The organism is Pseudomonas sp. G3-39, from assembly GCF_054790485.1.
Window position 1 is genome coordinate 5,787,616 of record NZ_CP186497.1, and the last position, 20,729, is coordinate 5,808,344.

General features: G+C 60.5%; 21 protein-coding genes and 1 pseudogene. 14 read left to right on the forward strand and 8 right to left on the reverse strand.

Annotated elements, in window-relative coordinates:
• Nucleotides 1-89: 89 nt before the first annotated feature.
• Nucleotides 90-1,583 carry an aldehyde dehydrogenase gene (locus tag ACOYXG_RS26200; RefSeq protein WP_460354844.1) on the reverse strand — a complete coding sequence of 498 codons (1,494 nt, stop codon included), beginning with the start codon at nucleotides 1,581-1,583 and terminating at the stop codon, nucleotides 90-92.
• Between the two features lie 234 nt (nucleotides 1,584-1,817).
• Between ACOYXG_RS26200 and ACOYXG_RS26205 the strand changes: the two genes are divergently transcribed.
• The gene (locus ACOYXG_RS26205; RefSeq protein WP_097089496.1) at nucleotides 1,818-2,180 is read left to right on the forward strand and encodes a cupin domain-containing protein; all 363 of its coding nucleotides are present in this window, start codon (nucleotides 1,818-1,820) and stop codon (nucleotides 2,178-2,180) included.
• Between the two features lie 179 nt (nucleotides 2,181-2,359).
• Here the strand turns inward: ACOYXG_RS26205 and rpmG are convergent, their stop codons facing one another.
• A complete protein-coding gene (gene rpmG / locus ACOYXG_RS26210) occupies nucleotides 2,360-2,515 on the reverse strand; it encodes a 50S ribosomal protein L33 (protein ID WP_003177274.1) in 156 nt (51 codons plus the stop codon).
• A gap of 11 nt (nucleotides 2,516-2,526) precedes the next feature.
• A complete protein-coding gene (gene rpmB / locus ACOYXG_RS26215; protein WP_003229474.1) occupies nucleotides 2,527-2,760 on the reverse strand; it encodes a 50S ribosomal protein L28 in 234 nt (77 codons plus the stop codon).
• A 445-nt stretch (nucleotides 2,761-3,205) separates the two neighbouring features.
• Here rpmB and ACOYXG_RS26220 point away from each other — a divergent pair, with 445 nt between their 5' ends.
• The gene (locus ACOYXG_RS26220; RefSeq protein ID WP_096796086.1) at nucleotides 3,206-4,792 is read left to right on the forward strand and encodes an ABC transporter substrate-binding protein; all 1,587 of its coding nucleotides are present in this window, start codon (nucleotides 3,206-3,208) and stop codon (nucleotides 4,790-4,792) included.
• A 134-nt stretch (nucleotides 4,793-4,926) separates the two neighbouring features.
• Here ACOYXG_RS26220 and radC read toward each other — a convergent pair whose 3' ends face one another.
• Nucleotides 4,927-5,601: a RadC family protein gene (radC, locus tag ACOYXG_RS26225; protein WP_027610412.1), complete on the reverse strand. Its 675-nt coding sequence runs from the start codon at nucleotides 5,599-5,601 to the stop codon at nucleotides 4,927-4,929.
• A gap of 136 nt (nucleotides 5,602-5,737) precedes the next feature.
• On the opposite strand from radC, the gene coaBC reads away from it, so the two are divergent.
• The 4 genes and pseudogenes from coaBC to argB all read left to right on the forward strand — a co-directional run bounded on the left by coaBC (nucleotide 5,738) and on the right by argB (nucleotide 10,035).
• Nucleotides 5,738-6,946, forward strand: coding sequence for a bifunctional phosphopantothenoylcysteine decarboxylase/phosphopantothenate--cysteine ligase CoaBC (gene coaBC / locus ACOYXG_RS26230; RefSeq protein ID WP_460354848.1), 1,209 nt, complete (start codon nucleotides 5,738-5,740; stop codon nucleotides 6,944-6,946).
• 5 nt (nucleotides 6,947-6,951) lie between these two features.
• Nucleotides 6,952-7,407, forward strand: coding sequence for a dUTP diphosphatase (gene dut / locus ACOYXG_RS26235; protein ID WP_027610410.1), 456 nt, complete (start codon nucleotides 6,952-6,954; stop codon nucleotides 7,405-7,407).
• 328 nt (nucleotides 7,408-7,735) lie between these two features.
• Nucleotides 7,736-9,112: pseudogene (locus tag ACOYXG_RS26240) on the forward strand (phosphomannomutase/phosphoglucomutase); the annotation flags it as partial.
• A 17-nt stretch (nucleotides 9,113-9,129) separates the two neighbouring features.
• A complete protein-coding gene (argB, locus tag ACOYXG_RS26245) occupies nucleotides 9,130-10,035 on the forward strand; it encodes an acetylglutamate kinase (RefSeq protein ID WP_003229488.1) in 906 nt (301 codons plus the stop codon).
• A gap of 165 nt (nucleotides 10,036-10,200) precedes the next feature.
• On the opposite strand, the gene pyrE is transcribed toward argB, so the two are convergent.
• On the reverse strand, nucleotides 10,201-10,845 hold the full coding sequence (pyrE, locus tag ACOYXG_RS26250) for an orotate phosphoribosyltransferase (RefSeq protein ID WP_011336558.1): 645 nt from the start codon (nucleotides 10,843-10,845) through the stop codon (nucleotides 10,201-10,203).
• Nucleotides 10,846-10,927: 82 nt separating this feature from the next.
• On the opposite strand from pyrE, the gene ACOYXG_RS26255 reads away from it, so the two are divergent.
• The gene (locus tag ACOYXG_RS26255; RefSeq protein WP_003229491.1) at nucleotides 10,928-11,707 is read left to right on the forward strand and encodes an exodeoxyribonuclease III; all 780 of its coding nucleotides are present in this window, start codon (nucleotides 10,928-10,930) and stop codon (nucleotides 11,705-11,707) included.
• A gap of 179 nt (nucleotides 11,708-11,886) precedes the next feature.
• On the opposite strand, the gene ACOYXG_RS26260 is transcribed toward ACOYXG_RS26255, so the two are convergent.
• On the reverse strand, nucleotides 11,887-12,255 hold the full coding sequence (locus ACOYXG_RS26260) for a DUF4870 domain-containing protein (protein ID WP_003229492.1): 369 nt from the start codon (nucleotides 12,253-12,255) through the stop codon (nucleotides 11,887-11,889).
• 29 nt (nucleotides 12,256-12,284) lie between these two features.
• Nucleotides 12,285-13,007 carry a ribonuclease PH gene (gene rph / locus ACOYXG_RS26265; RefSeq protein WP_027610407.1) on the reverse strand — a complete coding sequence of 241 codons (723 nt, stop codon included), beginning with the start codon at nucleotides 13,005-13,007 and terminating at the stop codon, nucleotides 12,285-12,287.
• Between the two features lie 270 nt (nucleotides 13,008-13,277).
• Here rph and ACOYXG_RS26270 point away from each other — a divergent pair, with 270 nt between their 5' ends.
• From ACOYXG_RS26270 to ACOYXG_RS26295, 6 genes are all read left to right on the forward strand, one after another.
• Nucleotides 13,278-14,141, forward strand: a complete 864-nt coding sequence (locus ACOYXG_RS26270; protein ID WP_247267190.1) for a YicC/YloC family endoribonuclease — start codon at nucleotides 13,278-13,280, stop codon at nucleotides 14,139-14,141.
• A 10-nt stretch (nucleotides 14,142-14,151) separates the two neighbouring features.
• A complete protein-coding gene (gene gmk / locus ACOYXG_RS26275) occupies nucleotides 14,152-14,772 on the forward strand; it encodes a guanylate kinase (RefSeq protein WP_003229498.1) in 621 nt (206 codons plus the stop codon).
• A gap of 167 nt (nucleotides 14,773-14,939) precedes the next feature.
• A complete protein-coding gene (gene rpoZ, locus ACOYXG_RS26280) occupies nucleotides 14,940-15,203 on the forward strand; it encodes a DNA-directed RNA polymerase subunit omega (RefSeq protein WP_003229503.1) in 264 nt (87 codons plus the stop codon).
• Between the two features lie 57 nt (nucleotides 15,204-15,260).
• A complete protein-coding gene (gene spoT / locus ACOYXG_RS26285; protein WP_007920338.1) occupies nucleotides 15,261-17,366 on the forward strand; it encodes a bifunctional GTP diphosphokinase/guanosine-3',5'-bis pyrophosphate 3'-pyrophosphohydrolase in 2,106 nt (701 codons plus the stop codon).
• A gap of 24 nt (nucleotides 17,367-17,390) precedes the next feature.
• Nucleotides 17,391-17,771, forward strand: coding sequence for a RidA family protein (locus ACOYXG_RS26290; protein ID WP_003229509.1), 381 nt, complete (start codon nucleotides 17,391-17,393; stop codon nucleotides 17,769-17,771).
• A 73-nt stretch (nucleotides 17,772-17,844) separates the two neighbouring features.
• Nucleotides 17,845-18,585, forward strand: coding sequence for a hypothetical protein (locus tag ACOYXG_RS26295; RefSeq protein WP_460354857.1), 741 nt, complete (start codon nucleotides 17,845-17,847; stop codon nucleotides 18,583-18,585).
• Nucleotides 18,586-18,722: 137 nt separating this feature from the next.
• Here ACOYXG_RS26295 and ACOYXG_RS26300 read toward each other — a convergent pair whose 3' ends face one another.
• Nucleotides 18,723-19,580, reverse strand: a complete 858-nt coding sequence (locus tag ACOYXG_RS26300; protein ID WP_460354859.1) for an SDR family oxidoreductase — start codon at nucleotides 19,578-19,580, stop codon at nucleotides 18,723-18,725.
• A gap of 188 nt (nucleotides 19,581-19,768) precedes the next feature.
• Here ACOYXG_RS26300 and exbB point away from each other — a divergent pair, with 188 nt between their 5' ends.
• On the forward strand, nucleotides 19,769-20,725 hold the full coding sequence (gene exbB / locus ACOYXG_RS26305) for a tonB-system energizer ExbB (RefSeq protein WP_115988616.1): 957 nt from the start codon (nucleotides 19,769-19,771) through the stop codon (nucleotides 20,723-20,725).
• The last annotated feature ends 4 nt before the right edge of the window (nucleotides 20,726-20,729 follow it).

The following is a 20,729-nucleotide window of genomic DNA, read 5'->3' on the forward strand; positions in this document are numbered from 1 at the left end:
CTGATACACCGCTTTCGCGAGCAAGCCCGCTCCCACAGGGGATCTCTGTATGTTCGGGAGCCCGGCCGAGCCAGGCTCCTTTCAATGGCTTACAGCTTGATCCACGTCGCCTTCAGCTCGGTGTACTTGTCGAACGCGTGCAGTGACTTGTCGCGACCGTTGCCCGACTGTTTGAAGCCACCGAACGGCGCGGTCATGTCGCCGCCGTCGTACTGGTTGACCCACACGCTGCCGGCGCGCAGTGCTTTGGCAGTCAGGTGCGCCTTGGAGATGTCCTGAGTCCATACCGCAGCGGCCAGGCCGTACGGCGTGTCGTTGGCGATCTGGATCGCTTCTTCGGCGGTATCGAAGGCGATGACCGACAGCACCGGGCCGAAAATCTCTTCCTGAGCGATCTTCATCGCGTTGCTCACACCGTCGAAAATCGTCGGCTCGACGTAAGTGCCACCGGTTTCCTGGAGGATGCGCTTGCCGCCCGCCACCAGTTTGGCGCCGTCGGTGTGACCGGATTCGATGTACGACAGCACGGTGTCCATCTGCTGGGTATCGACCAGCGCACCGACATTGGTTGCCGGGTCCAGCGGATTGCCCGGCTTCCAGGCTTTCAGCGCCTCGATCACCATCGGCAGGAATTTGTCCTTGATCGAGCGTTCGACCAGCAGACGCGAACCGGCGGTGCAGACTTCGCCCTGGTTGAAGGCGATGGCGCTGGCGGCGGATTCGGCAGCGGCTTGCAGGTCCGGCGCATCGGCGAAGACGATATTCGGGCTCTTGCCGCCAGCTTCCAGCCACACGCGCTTCATGTTCGATTCGCCGGAGTAGATCATCAGCTGCTTGGCAATCTTGGTCGAACCGGTGAACACCAGCGTGTCGACGTCATTGTGCAGCGCCAGCGCCTTGCCGACGGTGTGACCATAGCCCGGCAGCACGTTGAGCACGCCTTTCGGGATACCGGCCTCAACCGCCAGCGCAGCGATGCGGATGGCGGTCAGCGGGGATTTTTCCGACGGTTTGAGGATCACCGAGTTACCGGTCGACAGCGCCGGGCCGAGTTTCCAGCAAGCCATCATCAGCGGGAAGTTCCACGGCACGATGGCGCCGACAACGCCCACCGGCTCGCGGGTCACCAGACCCAGTTGATCGTGCGGCGTGGCGGCGACTTCGTCGTAGATCTTGTCGATCGCCTCACCGCTCCAGCTCAGCGCTTGCGCCGCGCCCGGCACGTCGATGTACAGCGAATCGCTGATCGGCTTACCCATGTCGAGGGTTTCGAGCAGCGCCAGTTCTTCAGCGTGCTGCTTGAGCAGGCTGGCGAAACGAATCATGGTGGCTTTGCGCTTGGTCGGCGCCAGGCGCGACCAGACGCCGGAATTGAAGGTGGCGCGGGCGTTTTCCACGGCGCGCTGGGCGTCGGCGGCGTCACAGCTGGCGATCTTGCCTAGCAGACGGCCATCGACCGGGCTGATGCACTCGAAAGTCTCGCCGGAGACGGCGTCGGTGTATTCACCGTTGAGGTAGGCGCGGCCTTCGATCTTCAGGTCGCGAGCACGTTGTTCCCAATCGGCACGAGTCAGGGTGGTCATTCGAGTGTCCTCCTCTTGTTGAATAGAGCGCCGCGTTCTTCGCGGACGTCTTCAGGAATGCTGCCCGGCCAGCCTGCTTTTCGGCCCAAGGCACCCGCCACCCTAAACCAGCGGCCGGGGTTGTTTCAATATATTTGACATAAGCGCGCCATACGCCCTTGCGGTGTTCATTTTAATAAACATAGACTTTGGCCCATTCAAGCCACCGCGCCGTCATCACGGGAGAAAACAACAATGAACATCCAGAACGTCGTCGATATCAGCCTGACCAGCAGCGAAGCCGAACGCTATCGCCCGGATCCGGCCAAAGTGCTCAAGGGCGATCCCGAGCAAGCGGTGTTCAACCAGTACGACAGCCCTTGTGGGCAAATGGGTGTTGGCGTGTGGGAAGGTGCGGTCGGGCAGTGGACGGTGAACTACACCGAGCATGAATACTGCGAAATCCTGCAGGGGGTCTCCGTATTGCGTGACAGCGATGGCAATGCCAAGACCTTGCGTGTTGGCGACCGCTTTGTGATTCCGGCCGGCTTCCGTGGTACCTGGGAAGTGCTGGAGGCTTGCCGCAAGATCTATGTGATCTTTGAACAGAAGGCCTGAGTCTTTCGCTGATATTACCGGCCCCTTCGCGAGCAGGCTCGCTCCCACATTCGACCGCATTCCATTGTGAGAGCGAACCTGCTCGCGAAAGCGTCGCAACAGTCCGCACAAAACTCAAGGCAACAAAAAAGGCCCGCATCTCACGATACGGGCCTTTTTCGTAAGTCGGGAAAAATCAATTACTTGATTTTGCCTTCCTTGTAGATCACGTGCTTGCGAACAACCGGATCATATTTCTTGATCTCGATTTTGTCCGGGGTAGTACGCTTGTTCTTGTCGGTAGTGTAGAAGTGACCAGTACCGGCGCTCGAGATCAAACGAATCAATTCACGCATGATTAGCTCCCTTAAATCTTGCCATCGCGGCGAAGTTCGGCGAGCACGACACTGATGCCACGCTTGTCGATGATGCGCATGCCTTTGGCAGATACGCGCAGACGCACAAAACGTTTCTCTTCTTCAACCCAGAAGCGGTGATGCTGCAGGTTCGGCAGGAAACGACGACGGGTTTTGTTGTTTGCGTGGGAAATGTTATTCCCGGTTACCGGACCCTTACCGGTAACTTGACATACTCTCGACATGCCTCAGCCCTCTAAAACCACATGCCCAACCCGGCATGGGTTGGCCGCTTAATCTCTCAGTCATTTGGCGCCAGGCGCCGCGTTTCTTTAGAGGTCTTACCGGCTACACCTACAGTGAAGGAACCGGGCCCCTAGAAAAGAGCGCTGCTTTATACCAGAAAGACCGGGGTGCAACAACAATGGATGTGCAATCGACCGGTAAAAAGGCGCATTTTCCGCCTGCAGACGCTTTGGATAAAGGCTGAGGCGAGTTTTGACCACTCGTCGCAGAAAACCGCTCTAACAGACGTTTTCGACTTTTCCTCGTGCACCGTGGTCTGAAAAACGTCACTGGGCTGCCCCAAAAATGCAAAAAGGGGATAGTCATTTGCAATCCAGCCCTCTAGGGTAACCCTTTTCCAGACTGCACCTGCAGATGGCCTTCGATCTGTAAAGGAAGCCGACCATGCGCCTCGCTGCCCTACCCCTGTTGCTCGCCCCGCTTCTGCTGAGCCCCCTGGCCCAGGCTGCCGCCCTGAGCGTTTGCACCGAGGCCAGCCCTGAAGGGTTCGACGTGGTGCAATACAACTCGCTGACCACCACCAATGCCTCGGCCGACGTGCTGATGAATCGCCTGGTGGACTTCGACACCGCCAGTGGCAAAGTCGTGCCGAGCCTGGCCGACAGCTGGGAAGTCAGCACCGACGGCCTGACTTATGTGTTCAAGCTGCACCCGCAGGTGAAGTTTCACAGCACTGACTATTTCAAGCCGACCCGTACCCTGAGCGCCGAAGACGTCAAATTCAGCTTCGACCGCATGCTCGATCCAGCCAACCCATGGCACAAAGTGGCGCAAAGCGGCTTCCCGCACGCCCAGTCCATGCAGTTGCCGGCGCTGATCAAGAAGATCGACGCGCTTGACCCGCTGACCGTGCGCTTTACCCTCGACCACCCGGACTCGACGTTCCTCGCGACCCTGAGCATGGGCTTCGCCTCCATCTATTCCGCCGAATACGCCGACAAGCTGCTCAAGGCCGACGCCACCGACAAGCTCAACAGCCAGCCGATCGGCACCGGTCCGTTCGTGTTCACGCGCTTCCAGAAAGACGCCTCTGTGCGCTACAAGGCCAACCCGGACTATTTCGGCGGCAAGCCGGCGGTCGACCCGCTGATCTTCGCCATCACCCCGGACGCCAACGTGCGCCTGCAAAAGCTGCGGCGCAACGAGTGCCAGATCGCCCTGTCGCCAAAACCGCTGGACGTGAAGGCTGCGCAGGAAGAGCCGACGCTGAAAGTAGAAAAGACTGACGCCTTCATGACCGCTTTCGTCGGCATCAACAGCCAGCATCCACCGCTGGACAAGCCGGAAGTGCGCCAGGCGATCAACCTCGCCTTCGACAAGGCCAACTACGTCAAAGCCGTGTTCGAAGACACCGCCGAACCCGCCAATGGCCCTTACCCGCCGAACACCTGGAGCTACGCGAAGAACCTGCCGGGCTATCCGCACGACGTGGCCAAAGCCAAGGCGTTGCTGGCCAAGGCCGGACTCAAGGACGGCTTCCAGACCACCATCTGGACGCGTCCGTCCGGCAGTCTGCTTAACCCGAATCCGAGTCTGGGCGCGCAATTGCTGCAATCGGATCTGGCGGAAATCGGCATTCAGGCGGAAATCCGCGTGATCGAGTGGGGCGAACTGATTCGCCGCGCCAAGGCTGGCGAGCATGACCTGCTGTTCATGGGCTGGGCCGGCGACAACGGCGACCCGGACAACTTCCTCACGCCGCAGTTTTCCTGCGCGGCGGTCAAGTCCGGCACCAACTTCGCCCGCTACTGCAATGCCGACCTGGACAAGCTGATCAGCGCCGGCAAGACCACCAGCGAACAAGGCGTACGCACCAAGCTGTACGAACAGGCGCAGGCGCAGATTCAGCAGCAGGCGCTGTGGTTGCCGCTGGCACACCCGACCGCTTATGCGCTGACGCGCAAGGATGTGCAGGGTTACTCGGTGAGCCCGTTCGGGCGGCAGGACTACTCCAAGGTCAACCTGAAATAACCTTCCACAACACAGCCCCCTGTGGGAGCGGGCTCGCTCGCGAAGGCGTCGGATCAGCCAACATTTTTAGTGACTGACACATCGCCTTCGCGAGCAAGCCCGCTCCCACAGGGGTTGGTGTTTGTTGTTGAAAGCTACATCCAGCCACATTCCGCCATCGACAGCGGCTCGCCGTCGCCAATGATGAAGTGATCCAGCACCCGTACATCAATCAGGTCCAGAGCCTTCTGCAAGCGCTTGGTCAGTTGGCGGTCCGCCTGGCTCGGATCGCTGTTCCCCGACGGGTGGTTGTGGCAGAGAATCACCGCCGCCGCGTTGTTGGCCAATGAGCGTTTCACCACTTCCCGGGGATGCACGCTGGTGTTGTCGATCGAGCCGCGAAACAGTGCCTCGAACGTCAGTACTTGATGCTTGGAGTCGAGAAACAGGCAGCCGAACACCTCGTGGGGCTCATGGCGCAGCATGGATTTCAGATAGTCCCGAACTGCCTGCGGATTCTCCAGTGCTGGCTTTTTACGCATGCACTCGGCCAGATGTCGCCGCCCCATTTCCAGCACCGCCTGCAACTGCGCGAATTTCGCAGGCCCCAATCCCAACTGTCCGCTGAACGCCGCAAGATCGGCCTCCAGCAACGCGCGCAGGCTGCCGAATTGCGTCAACAGGTGTCGCGCCAGATCCACCGCGCTTTTTCCCGTGACCCCGGTTCGAAGAAAAATCGCCAGCAACTCGGCGTCCGAAAGACTTCCCGAGCCCTGTTCAAGCAGCTTCTCCCGCGGCCGCTCCGCCGCCGGCCAATCGCGAATACTCATACACCTTCCTTGTCTGTGGGCACCGCTGTTCCGTAGCGGTCGCTGTGATATCGTAGCCCATCTTTTTTGCGGGCGAATTCACCCTGGGGAGGGGGTTTCGCCACGTATGTCACCCACGAAATGTAAAGGCAGACCTATGCAGCGGCTGTATCGGAAACGCATCGTTCTGGGCGTCGGCGGCGGCATTGCGGCCTACAAGAGCGCCGATCTGGTTCGTCGCCTGATCGACCAGGGCGCCGAAGTGCGTGTGGTCATGACCCATGGCGGCGCCGAGTTCATCACCCCGCTGACCATGCAGGCCCTGTCCGGGCACCCGGTTCACCTCGACTTGCTCGACCCGGCCGCCGAAGCGGCCATGGGTCATATCGAGCTGGCCAAGTGGGCCGATCTGGTGTTGATCGCCCCGGCCACCGCCGACCTGATCGCCCGTTTGGCCCAAGGCATCGCCAACGATCTGCTGACCACCCTGGTGCTGGCCACCGACGCCGTGGTGGCCGTCGCGCCAGCAATGAATCAGGCGATGTGGCGCGATCCGGCAACCCAAGCCAACCTGCAACTCCTTGAAAGTCGCGGCCTGAAGACTTTCGGCCCGGCCTCTGGCAGCCAGGCCTGCGGCGACGTCGGCATGGGCCGGATGATGGAAGCCACCGATCTGGCGCAGTGCGCGGCGGACTGCTTCCAGCGTCAGGCGCTGACCGGCAAGCACGTGGTGATCACCGCCGGTCCGACTCAGGAAAACATCGACCCGGTGCGCTACATCACCAACCACAGCTCCGGGAAAATGGGCTTCGCTCTGGCCGAAGCCGCGGTGGAAGCCGGCGCCCGCGTGACCCTGATCAGCGGCCCGGTGCACCTGCCGACGCCGGATCGCGTCACGCGCATCGATGTGGTCAGTGCCCGCGACATGCTTGCAGCGTGCGAATCGGCCATCCCGTGTGATGTGTTCATCGCCTCGGCAGCGGTGGCGGACTACCGTCCGGAAGTCATTGCCCCGCAAAAACTCAAGAAAGACCCTACAAGCGGCGACGGCTTCGTCCTGCAAATGGTGCGTAACCCGGACATCCTGGCCACCATCGCGACCCGCCCCGACCGGCCGTTCAGTGTCGGCTTCGCCGCCGAGACCGAACACCTGCTCGACTACGCTGCACGCAAGCTGAAAGACAAGAATCTCGACCTGATCGTCGCCAACGACGTCGCCAACCCGAGCATCGGTTTCAACAGCGAAGAAAACGCCTGCAGCGTGATCGACCGTGAGCTTCATGCCACTGTTTTCGCCCAGACCAGCAAGAGCAAGATCGCTCGCCAACTGGTCACTTTTATCGCCGAACGTCTGAACCAGGTTTAATTTACATGCACGCTTTGCAAGCCAAGATCCTCGACCCACGCATCGGTAGCGAATTCCCGCTGCCGCAATACGCCACCCCGGGCTCCGCCGGCCTCGACCTGCGCGCCATGCTGGAACAGGACATCGTGATCAAGCCGGGTGAAACCGTGCTGATCCCTACCGGTCTGTCGGTGTACATCGGCGACCCGAACCTCGCCGCGCTGATCCTGCCGCGCTCGGGCATGGGCCATAAGCACGGCATCGTGCTCGGCAACCTCGTCGGCCTGATCGACTCGGATTATCAGGGCCCTTTGATGGTGTCCTGCTGGAACCGTGGCCAGAACGACTTCACCATGACCGTCGGCGAGCGTCTGGCGCAGCTGGTGTTGGTGCCGGTGGTGCAGGCGCATTTCGAAATGGTTGAAGAGTTCGTCGAAACCGAACGCGGCGCGGGCGGATTTGGCCATACCGGCACTAAATAACCCTGAAATATTATTGTGGCGAGGGGATTTATCCCGATGGGCCGCGAAGCGGCCCCAAGGCTTTTGGATCTGCTGCGCAGCAATCGGGGATAAATCCCCTCACCACAAAATTTGTGCTTTTTCGGCAGCAGGTTTTAGCACCGAAAATCAAGGTTTTGCCGGCCACAAGCCACGCCAGCCGAGGCGTCATGGCCCTTTCACACCACGAACTCTCTGTGGAAAACGCCGTCATACCCTTCAGTTTGAGCCTGCCGCCGAGTGAATCGTCGGTGTGTCCCGCCACTTTCGAGATGGAGCATTTGTGCAGATGAGCACCCCCGCCAAGATCGCCCCGAAGCTTCCTGACAGCATCTTCCGCGCCTATGACATTCGCGGCACTGTGCCGGAATTCCTCAATGCCGAAACCGCCTACTGGATCGGCCGCGCCATCGGCTCGCAGAGCCTGGCCCAAGGTGAACCGAATGTTTCCGTCGGTCGCGACGGTCGCCTGTCCGGCCCGGAGCTGGTTGCAGAACTGATCCGCGGTATCGCCGAGAGCGGCTGCCACGTCAGCGACGTCGGCCTGGTCCCGACGCCTGCGCTGTATTACGCGGCGAACGTATTGGCCGGCAAGTCTGGGGTGATGCTCACCGGCAGCCATAACCCGTCGAACTACAACGGCTTCAAGATCGTGATCGCCGGCGACACCCTCGCCAACGAGCAGATCCAGGTGCTGCACGAGCGCATCAAGACCAATGACCTGACCAGCGGTCAGGGCAGCGTGACCCAGGTCGAAATCCTCGACCGCTACACCACCGAAATCGTCCAGGACGTCAAACTGGCCCGACGTCTGAAAGTCGTGGTCGACTGCGGCAACGGCGCGGCCGGCGTGATTGCCCCGCAACTGATCGAAGCGCTGAACTGCGAAGTCATCCCGCTGTTCTGCGAAGTCGACGGCAACTTCCCCAACCACCACCCGGATCCGGGCAAGCCCGAGAACCTCGTCGACCTGATCGCCAAGGTCAAGGAAACCAACGCCGACCTCGGCCTGGCCTTCGACGGTGACGGCGACCGTGTCGGCGTGGTGACCAACACCGGCAGCATCGTCTACCCGGATCGCCTGCTGATGCTGTTCGCCCGCGACGTGGTGGCGCGCAATCCGGACGCGGAAATCATCTTCGACGTCAAATGCACCCGCCGCCTGGTGCCGCTGATCAAGGAATACGGCGGTCGCCCGCTAATGTGGAAGACCGGTCACTCGTTGATCAAAAAGAAAATGAAACAATCCGGTGCTCTATTGGCCGGTGAGATGAGCGGCCACATCTTCTTCAAGGAGCGCTGGTTCGGTTTCGACGACGGCATCTACAGCGCCGCACGGCTGCTGGAGATCCTCAGCAAGGAAAAATCCACCGCCGAAGAGCTGTTTGCGACCTTCCCGAACGATATTTCTACGCCGGAAATCAATATCCATGTGACCGAAGAGAGCAAATTCAGCATCATTGATGCATTGCACGACGCACAGTGGGGCGCAGGCGCCGACCTGACCACCATCGACGGCGTGCGAGTCGATTACGCCAAAGGCTGGGGCCTGGTACGCGCCTCCAACACCACTCCGGTGCTGGTGCTGCGCTTCGAGGCCGATGACGAGGCTGAATTGCAGCGCATCAAGGACGTGTTCCACGCCCAACTGAAACGCGTTGCACCTGATCTCCAACTACCGTTCTGATTCACCCGGAGCCCTGAATGACCCTCGAACGCGAAGCCGCCGCCCACACCGCCCAGGTCCTGTCCGAAGCGTTGCCTTACATCCGACGTTATGTCGGCAAGACTCTGGTGATCAAATACGGCGGCAACGCGATGGAAAGCGAGGAGCTGAAAACCGGCTTCGCCCGCGACATCGTCTTGATGAAAGCCGTAGGCATCAACCCGGTGGTGGTTCACGGCGGCGGCCCGCAGATCGGTGATCTGCTCAAGCGCCTGTCGATCGAAAGCCACTTCGTCGATGGCATGCGCGTCACCGACGCCGCGACCATGGACGTGGTGGAAATGGTTCTGGGCGGCCAGGTAAACAAAAGCATCGTCAATCTGATTAACCGTCACGGCGGCAGCGCCATCGGCCTGACCGGTAAAGACGCCGGGCTGATTCGTGCGAAGAAACTGACCGTCACCCGCCAGACCCCGGAGATGACTCAGCCGGAAATCATCGACATCGGTCAGGTCGGTGAAGTGGTCGGGATCAACACCGAACTGCTGAATCTGCTGGTCAAAGGCAACTTCATTCCGGTGATCGCGCCAATCGGCGTGGGTGAAAACGGCGAGTCGTACAACATCAACGCCGACCTGGTGGCCGGTAAAGTCGCCGAAGCGCTGAAAGCCGAGAAGCTGATGCTGCTGACCAACATCGCCGGCCTAATGGACAAGTCTGGCACCGTGTTGACCGGCCTGAGCACTCAGCAGGTCGACGACCTGATCGCCGACGGCACCATCTACGGCGGCATGCTGCCGAAGATCCGCTGCGCACTGGAAGCGGTTCAGGGCGGTGTTGGCAGCTCGCTGATCATCGACGGCCGCGTACCGAACGCGATCCTGCTGGAAATCTTCACCGACACTGGTGTGGGCACGCTGATCAGTAATCGCAAGCGTCCGTAAGGCGTCGCGGAAACGAAAAGACCCCGCTCAGCCTGACTGAGCGGGGTCTTTTTTTGCCTGCAACCCCTGTAGGAGCTGCCGCAGGCTGCGATCTTTTGATGTTTTGCTTTCAAAAAACAAGATCAAAAGATCGCAGCCTTCGGCAACTCCTACAAGGGCAGCGCGTCAGACGCCGAACTGGGCGCGATACGCTTCCACGGCGGGCAGATGCTGCTTGAGCTGCGGGTCGTCGGCGAGGAATTCCAGCACCTGGTTCAGCGAAACGATGCTGATCACCGGAATACCGAAGTCACGCTCGACTTCCTGGATTGCCGACAATTCGCCGTTGCCACGCTCCTGACGGTTCAGGGCGATCAGCACGCCGGCCGCCTTGGCGCCGTCCTGAGAAGCGATGATCTGCATCACTTCGCGGATCGCGGTGCCGGCGGTGATCACGTCGTCGATGATCAGCACGTCACCGGTCAGCGGCGCGCCGACCAGGCTGCCGCCTTCGCCGTGGGCCTTGGCTTCCTTGCGGTTGAAGCACCATGGCAGGTCACGGTTGTGGTGTTCGGCCAACGCGACAGCGGTGGTGGCTGCCAGCGGGATGCCTTTGTAGGCCGGGCCAAACAATACGTCGAAAGGAATGCCGCTTTCGGCGATGGCTGCCGCGTAGAAACGCCCCAGCTGCGCCAGGGCCGAACCCGAGTTGAACAGGCCGGCATTGAAGAAGTAAGGACTGGTGCGCCCGGACTTCAGGGTGAACTCACCGAAGCGCAAAACGCCGCGATCGATGGCAAAACGAATGAAATCGCGCTGATACGCTTGCATGAAAAAAACCCCAAATACCACGGATTTAGCTAATTAGCTTGACGCCGTGTATCATACACGCACGCGATTTTTGGGGCCATTTATGCGGATCATCAGTGTGAACGTCAATGGTATTCAGGCTGCAGTCGAGCGTGGTTTGCTCAGTTGGCTGCAAGCACAGAATGCCGACGTCATCTGCCTGCAGGACACCCGTGCCTCCGCCTTTGAACTGGATGACCCAGCCTTCCAACTGGATGGCTACTTCCTTTATGCCTGCGATGCTGAAGTCCCTGCCCAAGGTGGCGTGGCTTTGTATTCGCGGTTGCAACCGAAGGCTGTCATCAGCGGTCTCGGTTTCGAGACGGCCGACCGCTACGGGCGCTACCTGCAAGCAGATTTCGACAAAGTCAGTATTGCCACCTTGCTGCTCCCTTCGGGGATGAACGGCGATGAGGACTTGAACCAGAAGTTCAAGCTCATGGACGACTTCGGCAAGTACCTGGACAAGCAGCGGCGTAAACGTCGCGAGTACATTTATTGTGGCTCGCTGTACGTTGCGCAGCAGAAGCTCGACATCAAGAACTGGCGCGACAGCCAGCAATCCCCGGGCTTCCTGGCGCCAGAACGCGCCTGGATGGACGAGATTGTCGGCAACATGGGCTATGTCGATGCCCTGCGCGAAGTCAGCCGCGAAGGCGACCAATACAGCTGGTGGCCGGACAACGAGCAGGCCGAGATGCTGAATCTGGGCTGGCGCTTCGACTACCAGCTGCTGACCCCGGGCTTGCGCCGTTTCGTACGCAGCGCACGCCTGCCACGTCAGCCACGGTTCTCGCAGCACGCGCCGCTGATCGTTGACTACGACTGGACGCTGACCATTTAAGCGTCGATTCGTGGATGCAAAAAAGCCGACATTGCTGTCGGCTTTTTTGTGGGCAAATGCTTTTCAAATGGGGGAGCGGGCTTGCTCGCGAAGGCGTCGTGTCAGTCGACATCAATGCTGAATGACCCACCGCATTCGCGAGCAAGCCCGCTCCCACAAGGGGAAATAGTCGCTGATTATTATTTGATCAGTCGCCAAGTGAATGGATAACGGTAGGGAAAGCCTTCGTTCGCCTTCACCCCGGCAATGATCGTCAGCACCAATGCACCGATGGCCAGCAGGCCCAGCAAGAAGAAGCCGATGATCAACACCATCAGCAGCAGACAGATCGCGGCAGCAATCGCCACGGTGATCTGGAAATTCAGTGCCTCTTTGCCCTGAGCGTCGATGAACGGGTCGGTTTCGCGCTTCATCTGCCACAGGATCAGCGGTCCGATCAGGTTGCCGAACGGAATCCAGATCCCCAGCAAGGCGGACAAGTGACAAAACATCGCCCATTGGCGAACCTCCTGGCTCGGCTTGGGCAGCAACTCTTGCTCATCACTCATCACGTCCTCCTTGCGGGTTGCGAACCTGCTCAGTCGGCCAGTGCAGCCTTTTGCAGTTCGAAGATTTCGTTCATGCCTTTCTTCGCCAGTTCCAGCATGGCGTTCAGATCTTCAGGCTGGAACGGCGCGCCTTCGGCGGTGCCCTGGACTTCGATGAAGCCACCGGTGCTGGTCATCACCACGTTGAGGTCGGTCTCGGCGGCGGAATCTTCAAGATAGTCCAGATCCAGCACTGGCTCGCCCTGATACATGCCGACCGACACCGCGCCGATCATTTGCTTGAGCGGGTCGCCGCCTTTCAGGCCGCCGCGCTTCTTGATCACTTTCAGTGCATCAACCAGGGCCACCATGGCGCCAGTGATGGAGGCGGTGCGGGTGCCGCCGTCAGCCTGGATCACGTCGCAGTCGACGTACAGGGTCACATCGCCCAGCTTGGACATGTCCAGCGCAGCGCGTAGCGAACGGCCGATCAGGCGCTGGATTTCCAGGGTGCGGCCGCCCTGCTTGCCACGGCTCGCTTCACGCTGGTTACGCTCGCCAGTGGCGCGCGGCAGCATGCCGTACTCGGCGGTCAACCAGCCCTGGCCCTGGCCTTTGAGGAAACGCGGCACGCCGTTTTCGACGCTGACGGTGCAGATGACCTTGGTATCACCGAATTCGACCAGTACGGATCCCTCGGCGTGCTTGGTGTAGTTGCGGGTAATGCGGATCGAGCGAAGCTGATCGGCAGCGCGACCACTTGGACGTTTCATAGGGAATACCTGTACTGGGGACGGAAAACTGCCGAGCATTATAGAGCGCTGCACCGCGCCTGGGCACGGGTTAAAAATTCCGGCCGTCGACCCAGGGCCCTGAAACGCGCATAACCGACGGCCTGCAGCCCTTTGTCACACCGTGTGTTTGGGCGCATCCGCCGCACTGCGCTACAATCCTGCGCCTTTGCTGCCAGTCGGCTTAAATTCATTGATATCGAGCCTGCGGAACATCCCTTCTGCGCCGATCTGCATTGCGAGGTCACCGCCATGGTGCACAGCATGACCGCCTTCGCCCGCGTCGAGAAAGCCGGCGTCCAGGGCACCCTGAGCTGGGAGCTGCGCTCGGTCAACAGCCGCTATCTGGAACCGCACCTGCGCCTGCCGGAGTCGTTCCGCGACCTCGAGGGCGCGGTACGTGAAGCCCTGCGTCAGGGCCTGTCGCGGGGCAAACTGGAATGCACCCTGCGTTTCACTGAAGAAAGCACCGGCAAGCCGTTGCAAGTCGACCGCGAGCGCGCCGCGCAACTGGTCGCCGCCGCCGAAACCGTTGCCGGCCTGATCAAGAACCCGGCAGCACTCAACCCGCTGGAAGTGCTGGCCTGGCCCGGCGTGCTGGTGGCCGACGCGACTGATCCACAGGCGCTGAACGCCGATGCGTTGGCGCTGTTCAATCAAGGTCTCAAGGAACTCAAGGCCGGCCGCGAGCGCGAAGGCGCGGAGCTGGCACGCCTGATCAACGAGCGCCTGACTTCCATTGAAGAGGACGTCGTGACCTTGCGTGAGCTGGTGCCGCAGATGCTCGCCACCCAACGTCAGAAAGTCCTCGATCGCTTCACCGACATGAAAGCCGAACTGGACCCGCAGCGTCTGGAACAGGAAATGGTCATCCTCGCGCAAAAGAGCGATGTGGCCGAAGAACTGGATCGCTTGAGCACCCACATCATCGAAGTGCGCCGGGTGCTCAAGTCCGGCGGTGCCGCCGGTCGGCGCCTGGATTTCCTGATGCAGGAACTCAACCGCGAAGCCAACACACTGGGCTCCAAGGCCTTCGACCCGCGCAGCACCCAGGCCGCCGTCAACCTCAAGGTGTTGATCGAGCAGATGCGCGAACAAGTGCAGAATATTGAGTAAGGCAACAGACATGACCCACAGCACCGGCACCCTGTACATCATTTCCGCGCCATCGGGCGCAGGCAAGAGCAGCCTGGTCAAGGCTTTGACCGATGCCAATCCGGAGATCCGCGTCTCGATCTCCCACACCACCCGCGCCATGCGTCCGGGTGAAGTGGACGGCGTGAACTATCACTTCGTGACTCGCGAAGAGTTCGTGAAGATGGGCGAGCACGGCGATTTCCTCGAACGCGCCGAAGTCTTCGGCAACTTCTATGGCACCTCGCAAAGTCGTCTGCAGCAAACGCTGGACGAAGGTCACGATCTGATTCTGGAAATCGACTGGCAAGGCGCCGAACAAGTGCGCAAGCTGATGCCGCAGGCACGCTCGATCTTCATCCTGCCGCCGTCGCTGCAGGCCTTGCACCAGCGCCTGACCAACCGTGGCCAGGACAGTGACGAGATCATTGATGGCCGGATGCGCGAAGCCGTCAGCGAGATGAGCCACTATGTCGAGTACGACTATCTGATCATCAACGACGATTTCGCCCATGCACTGGACGATCTGAAGGCGATTTTCCGCGCCAATCAGCTGCAACAGAAACGCCAGCAGGTACGTTTCGGCAAATTACTGGCCGAACTGCTCGGTTAATCAGCACTTCCCAAAACCGCTGCAAGCGCTTTACATTGGTGCTTGCAGCGCGTTGAAGGGTCTGGTCAAAAAATCAGCGCTTCCCTAATCGCTGGTGATTTTTTAAACTGCTCAGTCCGCTCGCCCAACCGGGCAGCGCGCATATTGCATTCGCTCCGAGGAATACCATGGCCCGCGTAACCGTTGAAGACTGCCTAGAACACGTGGAAAACCGCTTTGAGCTGGTCATGCTCTCTACCAAGCGTGCCCGTCAACTGGCCACCGGCGGCAAAGAGCCACTGGTCCAGTGGGAAAACGACAAGCCGACCGTTGTCGCCCTGCGTGAAATCGCAGAAGGCCTGATGAGCTACGAGTTCATCGCCGAGCAGGAAATCGTCCACGAAGACCCGGTCTTCGCTGCGTTCGAGGACGAGTCCAACGAGGCCGTTTAAGCCTATGCCTGGTCGACGTAGCACGGCGCGGGAACACAGCCTACGGCAGGAGTCATCATGCCGAGCATAGACGCCCTCGCCGATCGCTTATCGACCTACCTCGGCAACGACCAGGTCAACCTGGTCCGCCGAGCGTATTTCTACGCCGAACAAGCCCATGACGGTCAGCGCCGTCGCAGTGGCGAGGCGTACGTCACGCATCCTCTTGCGGTGGCGAATATTCTTGCCGACATGCACATGGACCATCAGAGCCTGATGGCCGCGATGCTGCATGACGTGATCGAAGACACCGGTATCGCCAAAGAAGCGCTGCAAGCGCAGTTTGGTGAAACCGTGGCCGAACTGGTCGACGGGGTCAGCAAACTGACCCAGATGAACTTCGAGACCAAGGCCGAGGCCCAGGCCGAAAACTTCCAGAAAATGGCCATGGCCATGGCGCGCGACATTCGCGTGATCCTGGTCAAACTCGCCGACCGCCTGCACAACATGCGCACGCTGGAAGTGCTGTCCGGGGAAAAACGCCGCCGGATCGCCAAGGAAACCCTCGAAATCTACGCGCCGATCGCCAACCGGCTGGGCATGCACGCCATTCGTATCGAATTCGAAGACCTCGGTTTCAAGGCGATGCACCCGATGCGTTCCGCGCGGATCTACCAGGCGGTCAAGCGCGCCCGGGGCAACCGCAAGGAAATCGTCAACAAGATCGAAGAGTCCCTCGGCCACTGCCTCGCGATCGACGGCATCCAGGGCGAAGTCAGCGGTCGCCAGAAACACCTCTACGGCATCTACAAGAAAATGCGCGGCAAGCGTCGGGCCTTCAACGAGATCATGGACGTCTATGCGTTCCGGATCATCGTCGACAAGGTCGATACCTGCTACCGCGTGCTGGGTGCTGTGCATAATTTGTACAAACCGTTGCCGGGGCGCTTCAAGGATTACATCGCGATTCCCAAGGCCAACGGCTATCAGTCGCTGCACACCACGCTGTTTGGCATGCACGGCGTACCGATCGAGATCCAGATCCGCACCCGCGAAATGGAAGAGATGGCCAACAACGGCATTGCCGCCCATTGGCTGTACAAGTCCAGCGGTGACGAGCAGCCCAAAGGCACTCACGCCCGCGCCCGTCAGTGGGTCAAAGGTGTGCTGGAAATGCAGCAACGTGCCGGCAACTCGCTGGAATTCATCGAGAGCGTGAAGATCGACCTGTTCCCGGACGAGGTCTACGTGTTCACGCCCAAAGGCCGGATCATGGAGCTGCCCAAAGGCTCCACGGCGGTCGACTTTGCCTATGCGGTGCACACCGACGTCGGCAACAGCTGCATCGCCTGCCGGATCAACCGCCGTCTCGCACCGCTGTCCGAACCGCTGCAAAGCGGCTCCACGGTCGAGATCGTCAGCGCGCCAGGCGCGCGGCCGAACCCGGCGTGGCTCAACTTCGTGGTCACCGGCAAGGCACGTACGCACATCCGCCATGCACTGAAACTGCAACGTCGCTCCGAGTCCATCAGCCTCGGCGAACGCCTGCTGAACAAGGTGCTCAACGGTTTCGACAGCTCACTGGAGAAGATCCCGGCCGAGCGCGTCAAGGCGATGCTCACCGAATACCGCCTCGAACTGATCGAAGATTTGCTCGAAGACATTGGTCTGGGCAACCGCATGGCCTATGTCGTGGCGCGCCGCCTGCTCGGCGAAGGCGAGCAGCTGCCGAGCCCGGAAGGCCCGTTGGCGATTCGCGGCACCGAAGGTCTGGTGCTCAGTTACGCCAAATGCTGCACGCCGATCCCGGGCGACCCGATTGTCGGGCACCTGTCGGCGGGCAAAGGCATGGTCGTGCACCTGGACAACTGCCGCAACATCAGCGAAATCCGGCACAACCCGGAAAAATGCATCCAGCTCTCGTGGGCCAAGGATGTCACCGGCGAATTCAACGTCGAGCTGCGCGTCGAGCTGGAACACCAGCGCGGCCTGATCGCCCTGCTGGCCAGCAGCGTCAACGCGGCCGACGGCAATATCGAGAAAATCAGCATGGACGAGCGCGATGGCCGCATCAGCGTCGTCCAACTGGTGGTCAGCGTCCACGACCGTGTGCACCTGGCCCGCGTGATCAAGAAACTGCGCGCCCTGACCGGGGTCATCCGCATCACCCGCATGCGTGCCTAATTCACACCTAACAAGGAGTCATACATGACCAAGACCGTTATCACCAGCGACAAGGCCCCAGCTGCCATCGGTACCTACTCCCAGGCGATCAAGGCCGGCAACACTGTCTACATGTCGGGCCAGATTCCTCTGGACCCAAAGACCATGGAACTGGTTGAAGGCTTCGAAGCCCAGACCGTCCAGGTGTTCGAGAACCTCAAAGCCGTGGCTGAAGCCGCTGGCGGTTCGTTCAAGGACATCGTCAAGCTGAACATCTTCCTCACCGACCTGAGCCACTTCGCCAAGGTCAACGAGATCATGGGCAAGTACTTCGATCAGCCGTACCCAGCGCGCGCCGCCATCGGCGTTGCTGCCCTGCCGAAGGGTTCGCAGGTCGAAATGGATGCCATCCTGGTCATCGAGTAATGCGCACGGCGCAGCCTTCAAACGCTGCGCCGACTGCTCTGCGGTAAAGAACAGGTTTTGAAAGGATTCCACCATGCGCAAAGCGCTTGCTCTCTCGCTGCTCGCCATTTTCCTCGGCGGCTGTGCCAGCGACCCCGCCGATCGTGACATCAGCGGCACCTGGATCAACCAGGTGGCGATCGACGCTGCTGCCAAGGGCGGCCCCCTGCGCGAAGCGCTTCAGGCCTATGGCCCGAACCTGGAGTGGGACGTCAACACCAAGGCCGGTCAGGCCCGCTACACCAACGGTTTCGAGAACGTCGAAGGACGGCTGCAGGGCGAACAGTCCGGCGCCTGGAAAGTCGACTTCTATGGCAGCTCCAGCAGTGAGCTGAAACGCGACGGCGGCCGGATGAAACAAGCCGCCACCGAGAACGAGCCGGATCAGTTGTTCGACCGTGCGCAAATCCCCGTACCGGAAGGCGCGCCAATCGGCGCCAGCTTCGAACGCGCACTGTATTCGGCCTATCTGGGCGGCAGCTGGAAGATCGCCAGCGGCGACGGCGAAGGCAACACCGTGCAGTTCCAGGCCGACGGCCAGGTCTCCGGCCTGCCCGGCGCCGACCGCTATGCCCTGTGCCTGGCAGGCGACTGCGCCTCGATGAACAGCGACCACGACAGCATGTGGCTGCAACTCAACGGACAGGGCAACAACTGGATCTTTGCCCGCAAAGGCAAGGCGCTGGAGATTTTCCAGGCAGTGAATACCGCACTGGCGGATGAAATGCCGCAGTTCACCCCGGGTGAACGCAAGTGGTTGCTTGAAAAGCAATAACCACACCTGAGAACAATATATAACCCTGTGGGAGCGGGCTTGCCCGCGATGAGGCCATCAGACTCAACACCTTAGTTGACTGCCAAGCCGCAATCGCGGGCAAGCCCGCTCCCACAGTGGTTTGTGGCGTTAGAAAGTCAGCACTTGCCTTCAAGAATCGCCGCATAGCCTTCACGGTAACTCGGATACTTCGGCGTCCAGCCCAGTGCCTTCGCCCGGGCATTGCTGCAGCGCTTGCTGCCGGTGCGGCGTACGCTGGCGTCTTCCGCCCAATCGGTGACACCCAGATACTCGCGCAACCAGGCGACCACTTCGGCCAGCGGTGCCGGCGCATCGTCCACACCGATATAAATATCCTGCAACGGCGTGCCCTGATGAGCTGCCTGCAGCAGAAACGCCATCAGCCCCGCCGCGTCATCAGCATGAATGCGATTGCCGTATAGCGGCGGCTCGACCGCCACCCGATAACCGCGACGTACCTGGGTCAACAGCCATTCACGTCCCGGGCCGTAAATGCCGGTCAGGCGCACAATGCTCGCCGGGATGCCGCTGTTCAGCGCCACTTGCTCAGCTTCGAGCATCAGTCGCCCGGAGTATCCGCTGGCGACAGTCTCTGAATTTTCGTCGACCCACTCCCCTTCCTGCTGCCCGTACACGCTGCTGCTGGACACGAACAGCAGTCGCTCAGGCACCTGGCCAAAGTCATTCAGCCAGCTCAGCACATTCTGCAAACCCTGTACGTAGGCAGCGCGATAACCGGCTTCATCGTGATCGGTCGCCGCCGCGCAATACACCAGATAATCCACCGCCCCGAATGGCCAGTTTTCCGGGCAGTCTTCCTTGAACAGGTCACCCGCCACGCCGATGACGCCATCCGGCAAACGCGAAATATCACGGCGCAGACCATGCACCTCCCAGCCGGCGGCCAACAATTGCGTAGCCAGACGACTGCCGACGTCACCACAACCGGCAATCAAAACAGAAGGCGCGGACATCAAAAAACTCCCAAACGAAAGGAACAGACTAGCCCTCGCAAAGGACGAACGGCTAGCAATCGTGGAAAAAAAGATACTCTATTACTTCTGTTAACAAGAATTACTTGCAATAATGCACCCCACTTTTGTTCTCGGCCTCACGAGGCCTGGAAGAGCATCACCGTTTTTCTACCTCAGGTCCGGCCAGCATGACACGTAATCAATTCCCCGCTTCGCCAACCACACGACCTCGCGCCTGGAGCGCGGTGGCGGCCCTGCTGCTCAGCCTGATGCTGGCGCCGACCGCTGCTTTCGCTGACGCACAAGCGCCAGCCGCTCCTGCTGCCACCGAACAGCACGCGCCTGCTACCGCCGCGTCAGCCGCCACCGACCCGGTACAGGCTGTAGACGCCAGCGCAGCAGACGCGCCTGAAGTGCTCGAACCCGACAACAGCCTGGGCATGGCCCACGACCTGTCGCCATGGGGCATGTACCAGAACGCCGACATCATCGTGAAAATCGTGATGATCGGTCTGGCCATCGCTTCCATCATCACCTGGACCATCTGGATCGCCAAAGGCTTCGAGCTGATGGGCGCCAAGCGTCGTCTGCGTGGTGAAATCGGTGCCCTGAAAAAAGCCGCGACCCTCAAGGAAGCCAGCGCCACTGCGGCAAAGGAAGGCACCCTCGCCAACCTGCTGGTGCACGACGCCCTCGAAGAGATGCGCCTGTCGGTCAACAGCCGCGAGAAAGAAGGCATCAAGGAGCGCGTCAGCTTCCGTCTTGAGCGCCTCGTCGCAGCCTGTGGCCGTAACATGAGCAGCGGCACCGGCGTCCTCGCCACTATCGGCTCCACCGCGCCGTTCGTCGGCCTGTTCGGTACCGTGTGGGGCATCATGAACAGCTTCATCGGCATCGCCAAGACCCAGACCACCAACCTCGCCGTCGTGGCGCCGGGCATCGCCGAAGCGCTGCTGGCCACCGCGCTGGGTCTGGTTGCCGCGATTCCTGCGGTGGTGATCTACAACGTGTTCGCCCGCTCCATCGCCGGCTACAAGGCGCAGGTGTCCGACGCTTCGGCGCAGGTCCTGTTGCTGGTCAGCCGTGACCTCGATCACCAGCCTGAGCGCAGCAGCTCGCAACCACACATGGTGAAAGTGGGGTAATCGG

Coding starts and splice junctions, on each gene's coding strand:
- ACOYXG_RS26220 (WP_096796086.1), top strand. CDS start 3,206: ATGCGCCTCGCTGCCCTACCCCTGTTGCTCGCCCCGCTTCTGCTGAGC.
- exbB (WP_115988616.1), top strand. CDS start 19,769: ATGACACGTAATCAATTCCCCGCTTCGCCAACCACACGACCTCGCGCC.
- ACOYXG_RS26270 (WP_247267190.1), top strand. CDS start 13,278: ATGGTGCACAGCATGACCGCCTTCGCCCGCGTCGAGAAAGCCGGCGTC.
- coaBC (WP_460354848.1), top strand. CDS start 5,738: ATGCAGCGGCTGTATCGGAAACGCATCGTTCTGGGCGTCGGCGGCGGC.
- ACOYXG_RS26300 (WP_460354859.1), bottom strand. CDS start 19,580: ATGTCCGCGCCTTCTGTTTTGATTGCCGGTTGTGGTGACGTCGGCAGT.
- ACOYXG_RS26295 (WP_460354857.1), top strand. CDS start 17,845: ATGCGCAAAGCGCTTGCTCTCTCGCTGCTCGCCATTTTCCTCGGCGGC.
- ACOYXG_RS26200 (WP_460354844.1), bottom strand. CDS start 1,583: ATGACCACCCTGACTCGTGCCGATTGGGAACAACGTGCTCGCGACCTG.
- ACOYXG_RS26255 (WP_003229491.1), top strand. CDS start 10,928: ATGCGGATCATCAGTGTGAACGTCAATGGTATTCAGGCTGCAGTCGAG.
- rpmG (WP_003177274.1), bottom strand. CDS start 2,515: ATGCGTGAATTGATTCGTTTGATCTCGAGCGCCGGTACTGGTCACTTC.
- radC (WP_027610412.1), bottom strand. CDS start 5,601: ATGAGTATTCGCGATTGGCCGGCGGCGGAGCGGCCGCGGGAGAAGCTG.
- ACOYXG_RS26260 (WP_003229492.1), bottom strand. CDS start 12,255: ATGAGTGATGAGCAAGAGTTGCTGCCCAAGCCGAGCCAGGAGGTTCGC.
- rpoZ (WP_003229503.1), top strand. CDS start 14,940: ATGGCCCGCGTAACCGTTGAAGACTGCCTAGAACACGTGGAAAACCGC.
- spoT (WP_007920338.1), top strand. CDS start 15,261: ATGCCGAGCATAGACGCCCTCGCCGATCGCTTATCGACCTACCTCGGC.
- gmk (WP_003229498.1), top strand. CDS start 14,152: ATGACCCACAGCACCGGCACCCTGTACATCATTTCCGCGCCATCGGGC.
- ACOYXG_RS26205 (WP_097089496.1), top strand. CDS start 1,818: ATGAACATCCAGAACGTCGTCGATATCAGCCTGACCAGCAGCGAAGCC.
- dut (WP_027610410.1), top strand. CDS start 6,952: ATGCACGCTTTGCAAGCCAAGATCCTCGACCCACGCATCGGTAGCGAA.
- rph (WP_027610407.1), bottom strand. CDS start 13,007: ATGAAACGTCCAAGTGGTCGCGCTGCCGATCAGCTTCGCTCGATCCGC.
- argB (WP_003229488.1), top strand. CDS start 9,130: ATGACCCTCGAACGCGAAGCCGCCGCCCACACCGCCCAGGTCCTGTCC.
- ACOYXG_RS26290 (WP_003229509.1), top strand. CDS start 17,391: ATGACCAAGACCGTTATCACCAGCGACAAGGCCCCAGCTGCCATCGGT.
- rpmB (WP_003229474.1), bottom strand. CDS start 2,760: ATGTCGAGAGTATGTCAAGTTACCGGTAAGGGTCCGGTAACCGGGAAT.
- pyrE (WP_011336558.1), bottom strand. CDS start 10,845: ATGCAAGCGTATCAGCGCGATTTCATTCGTTTTGCCATCGATCGCGGC.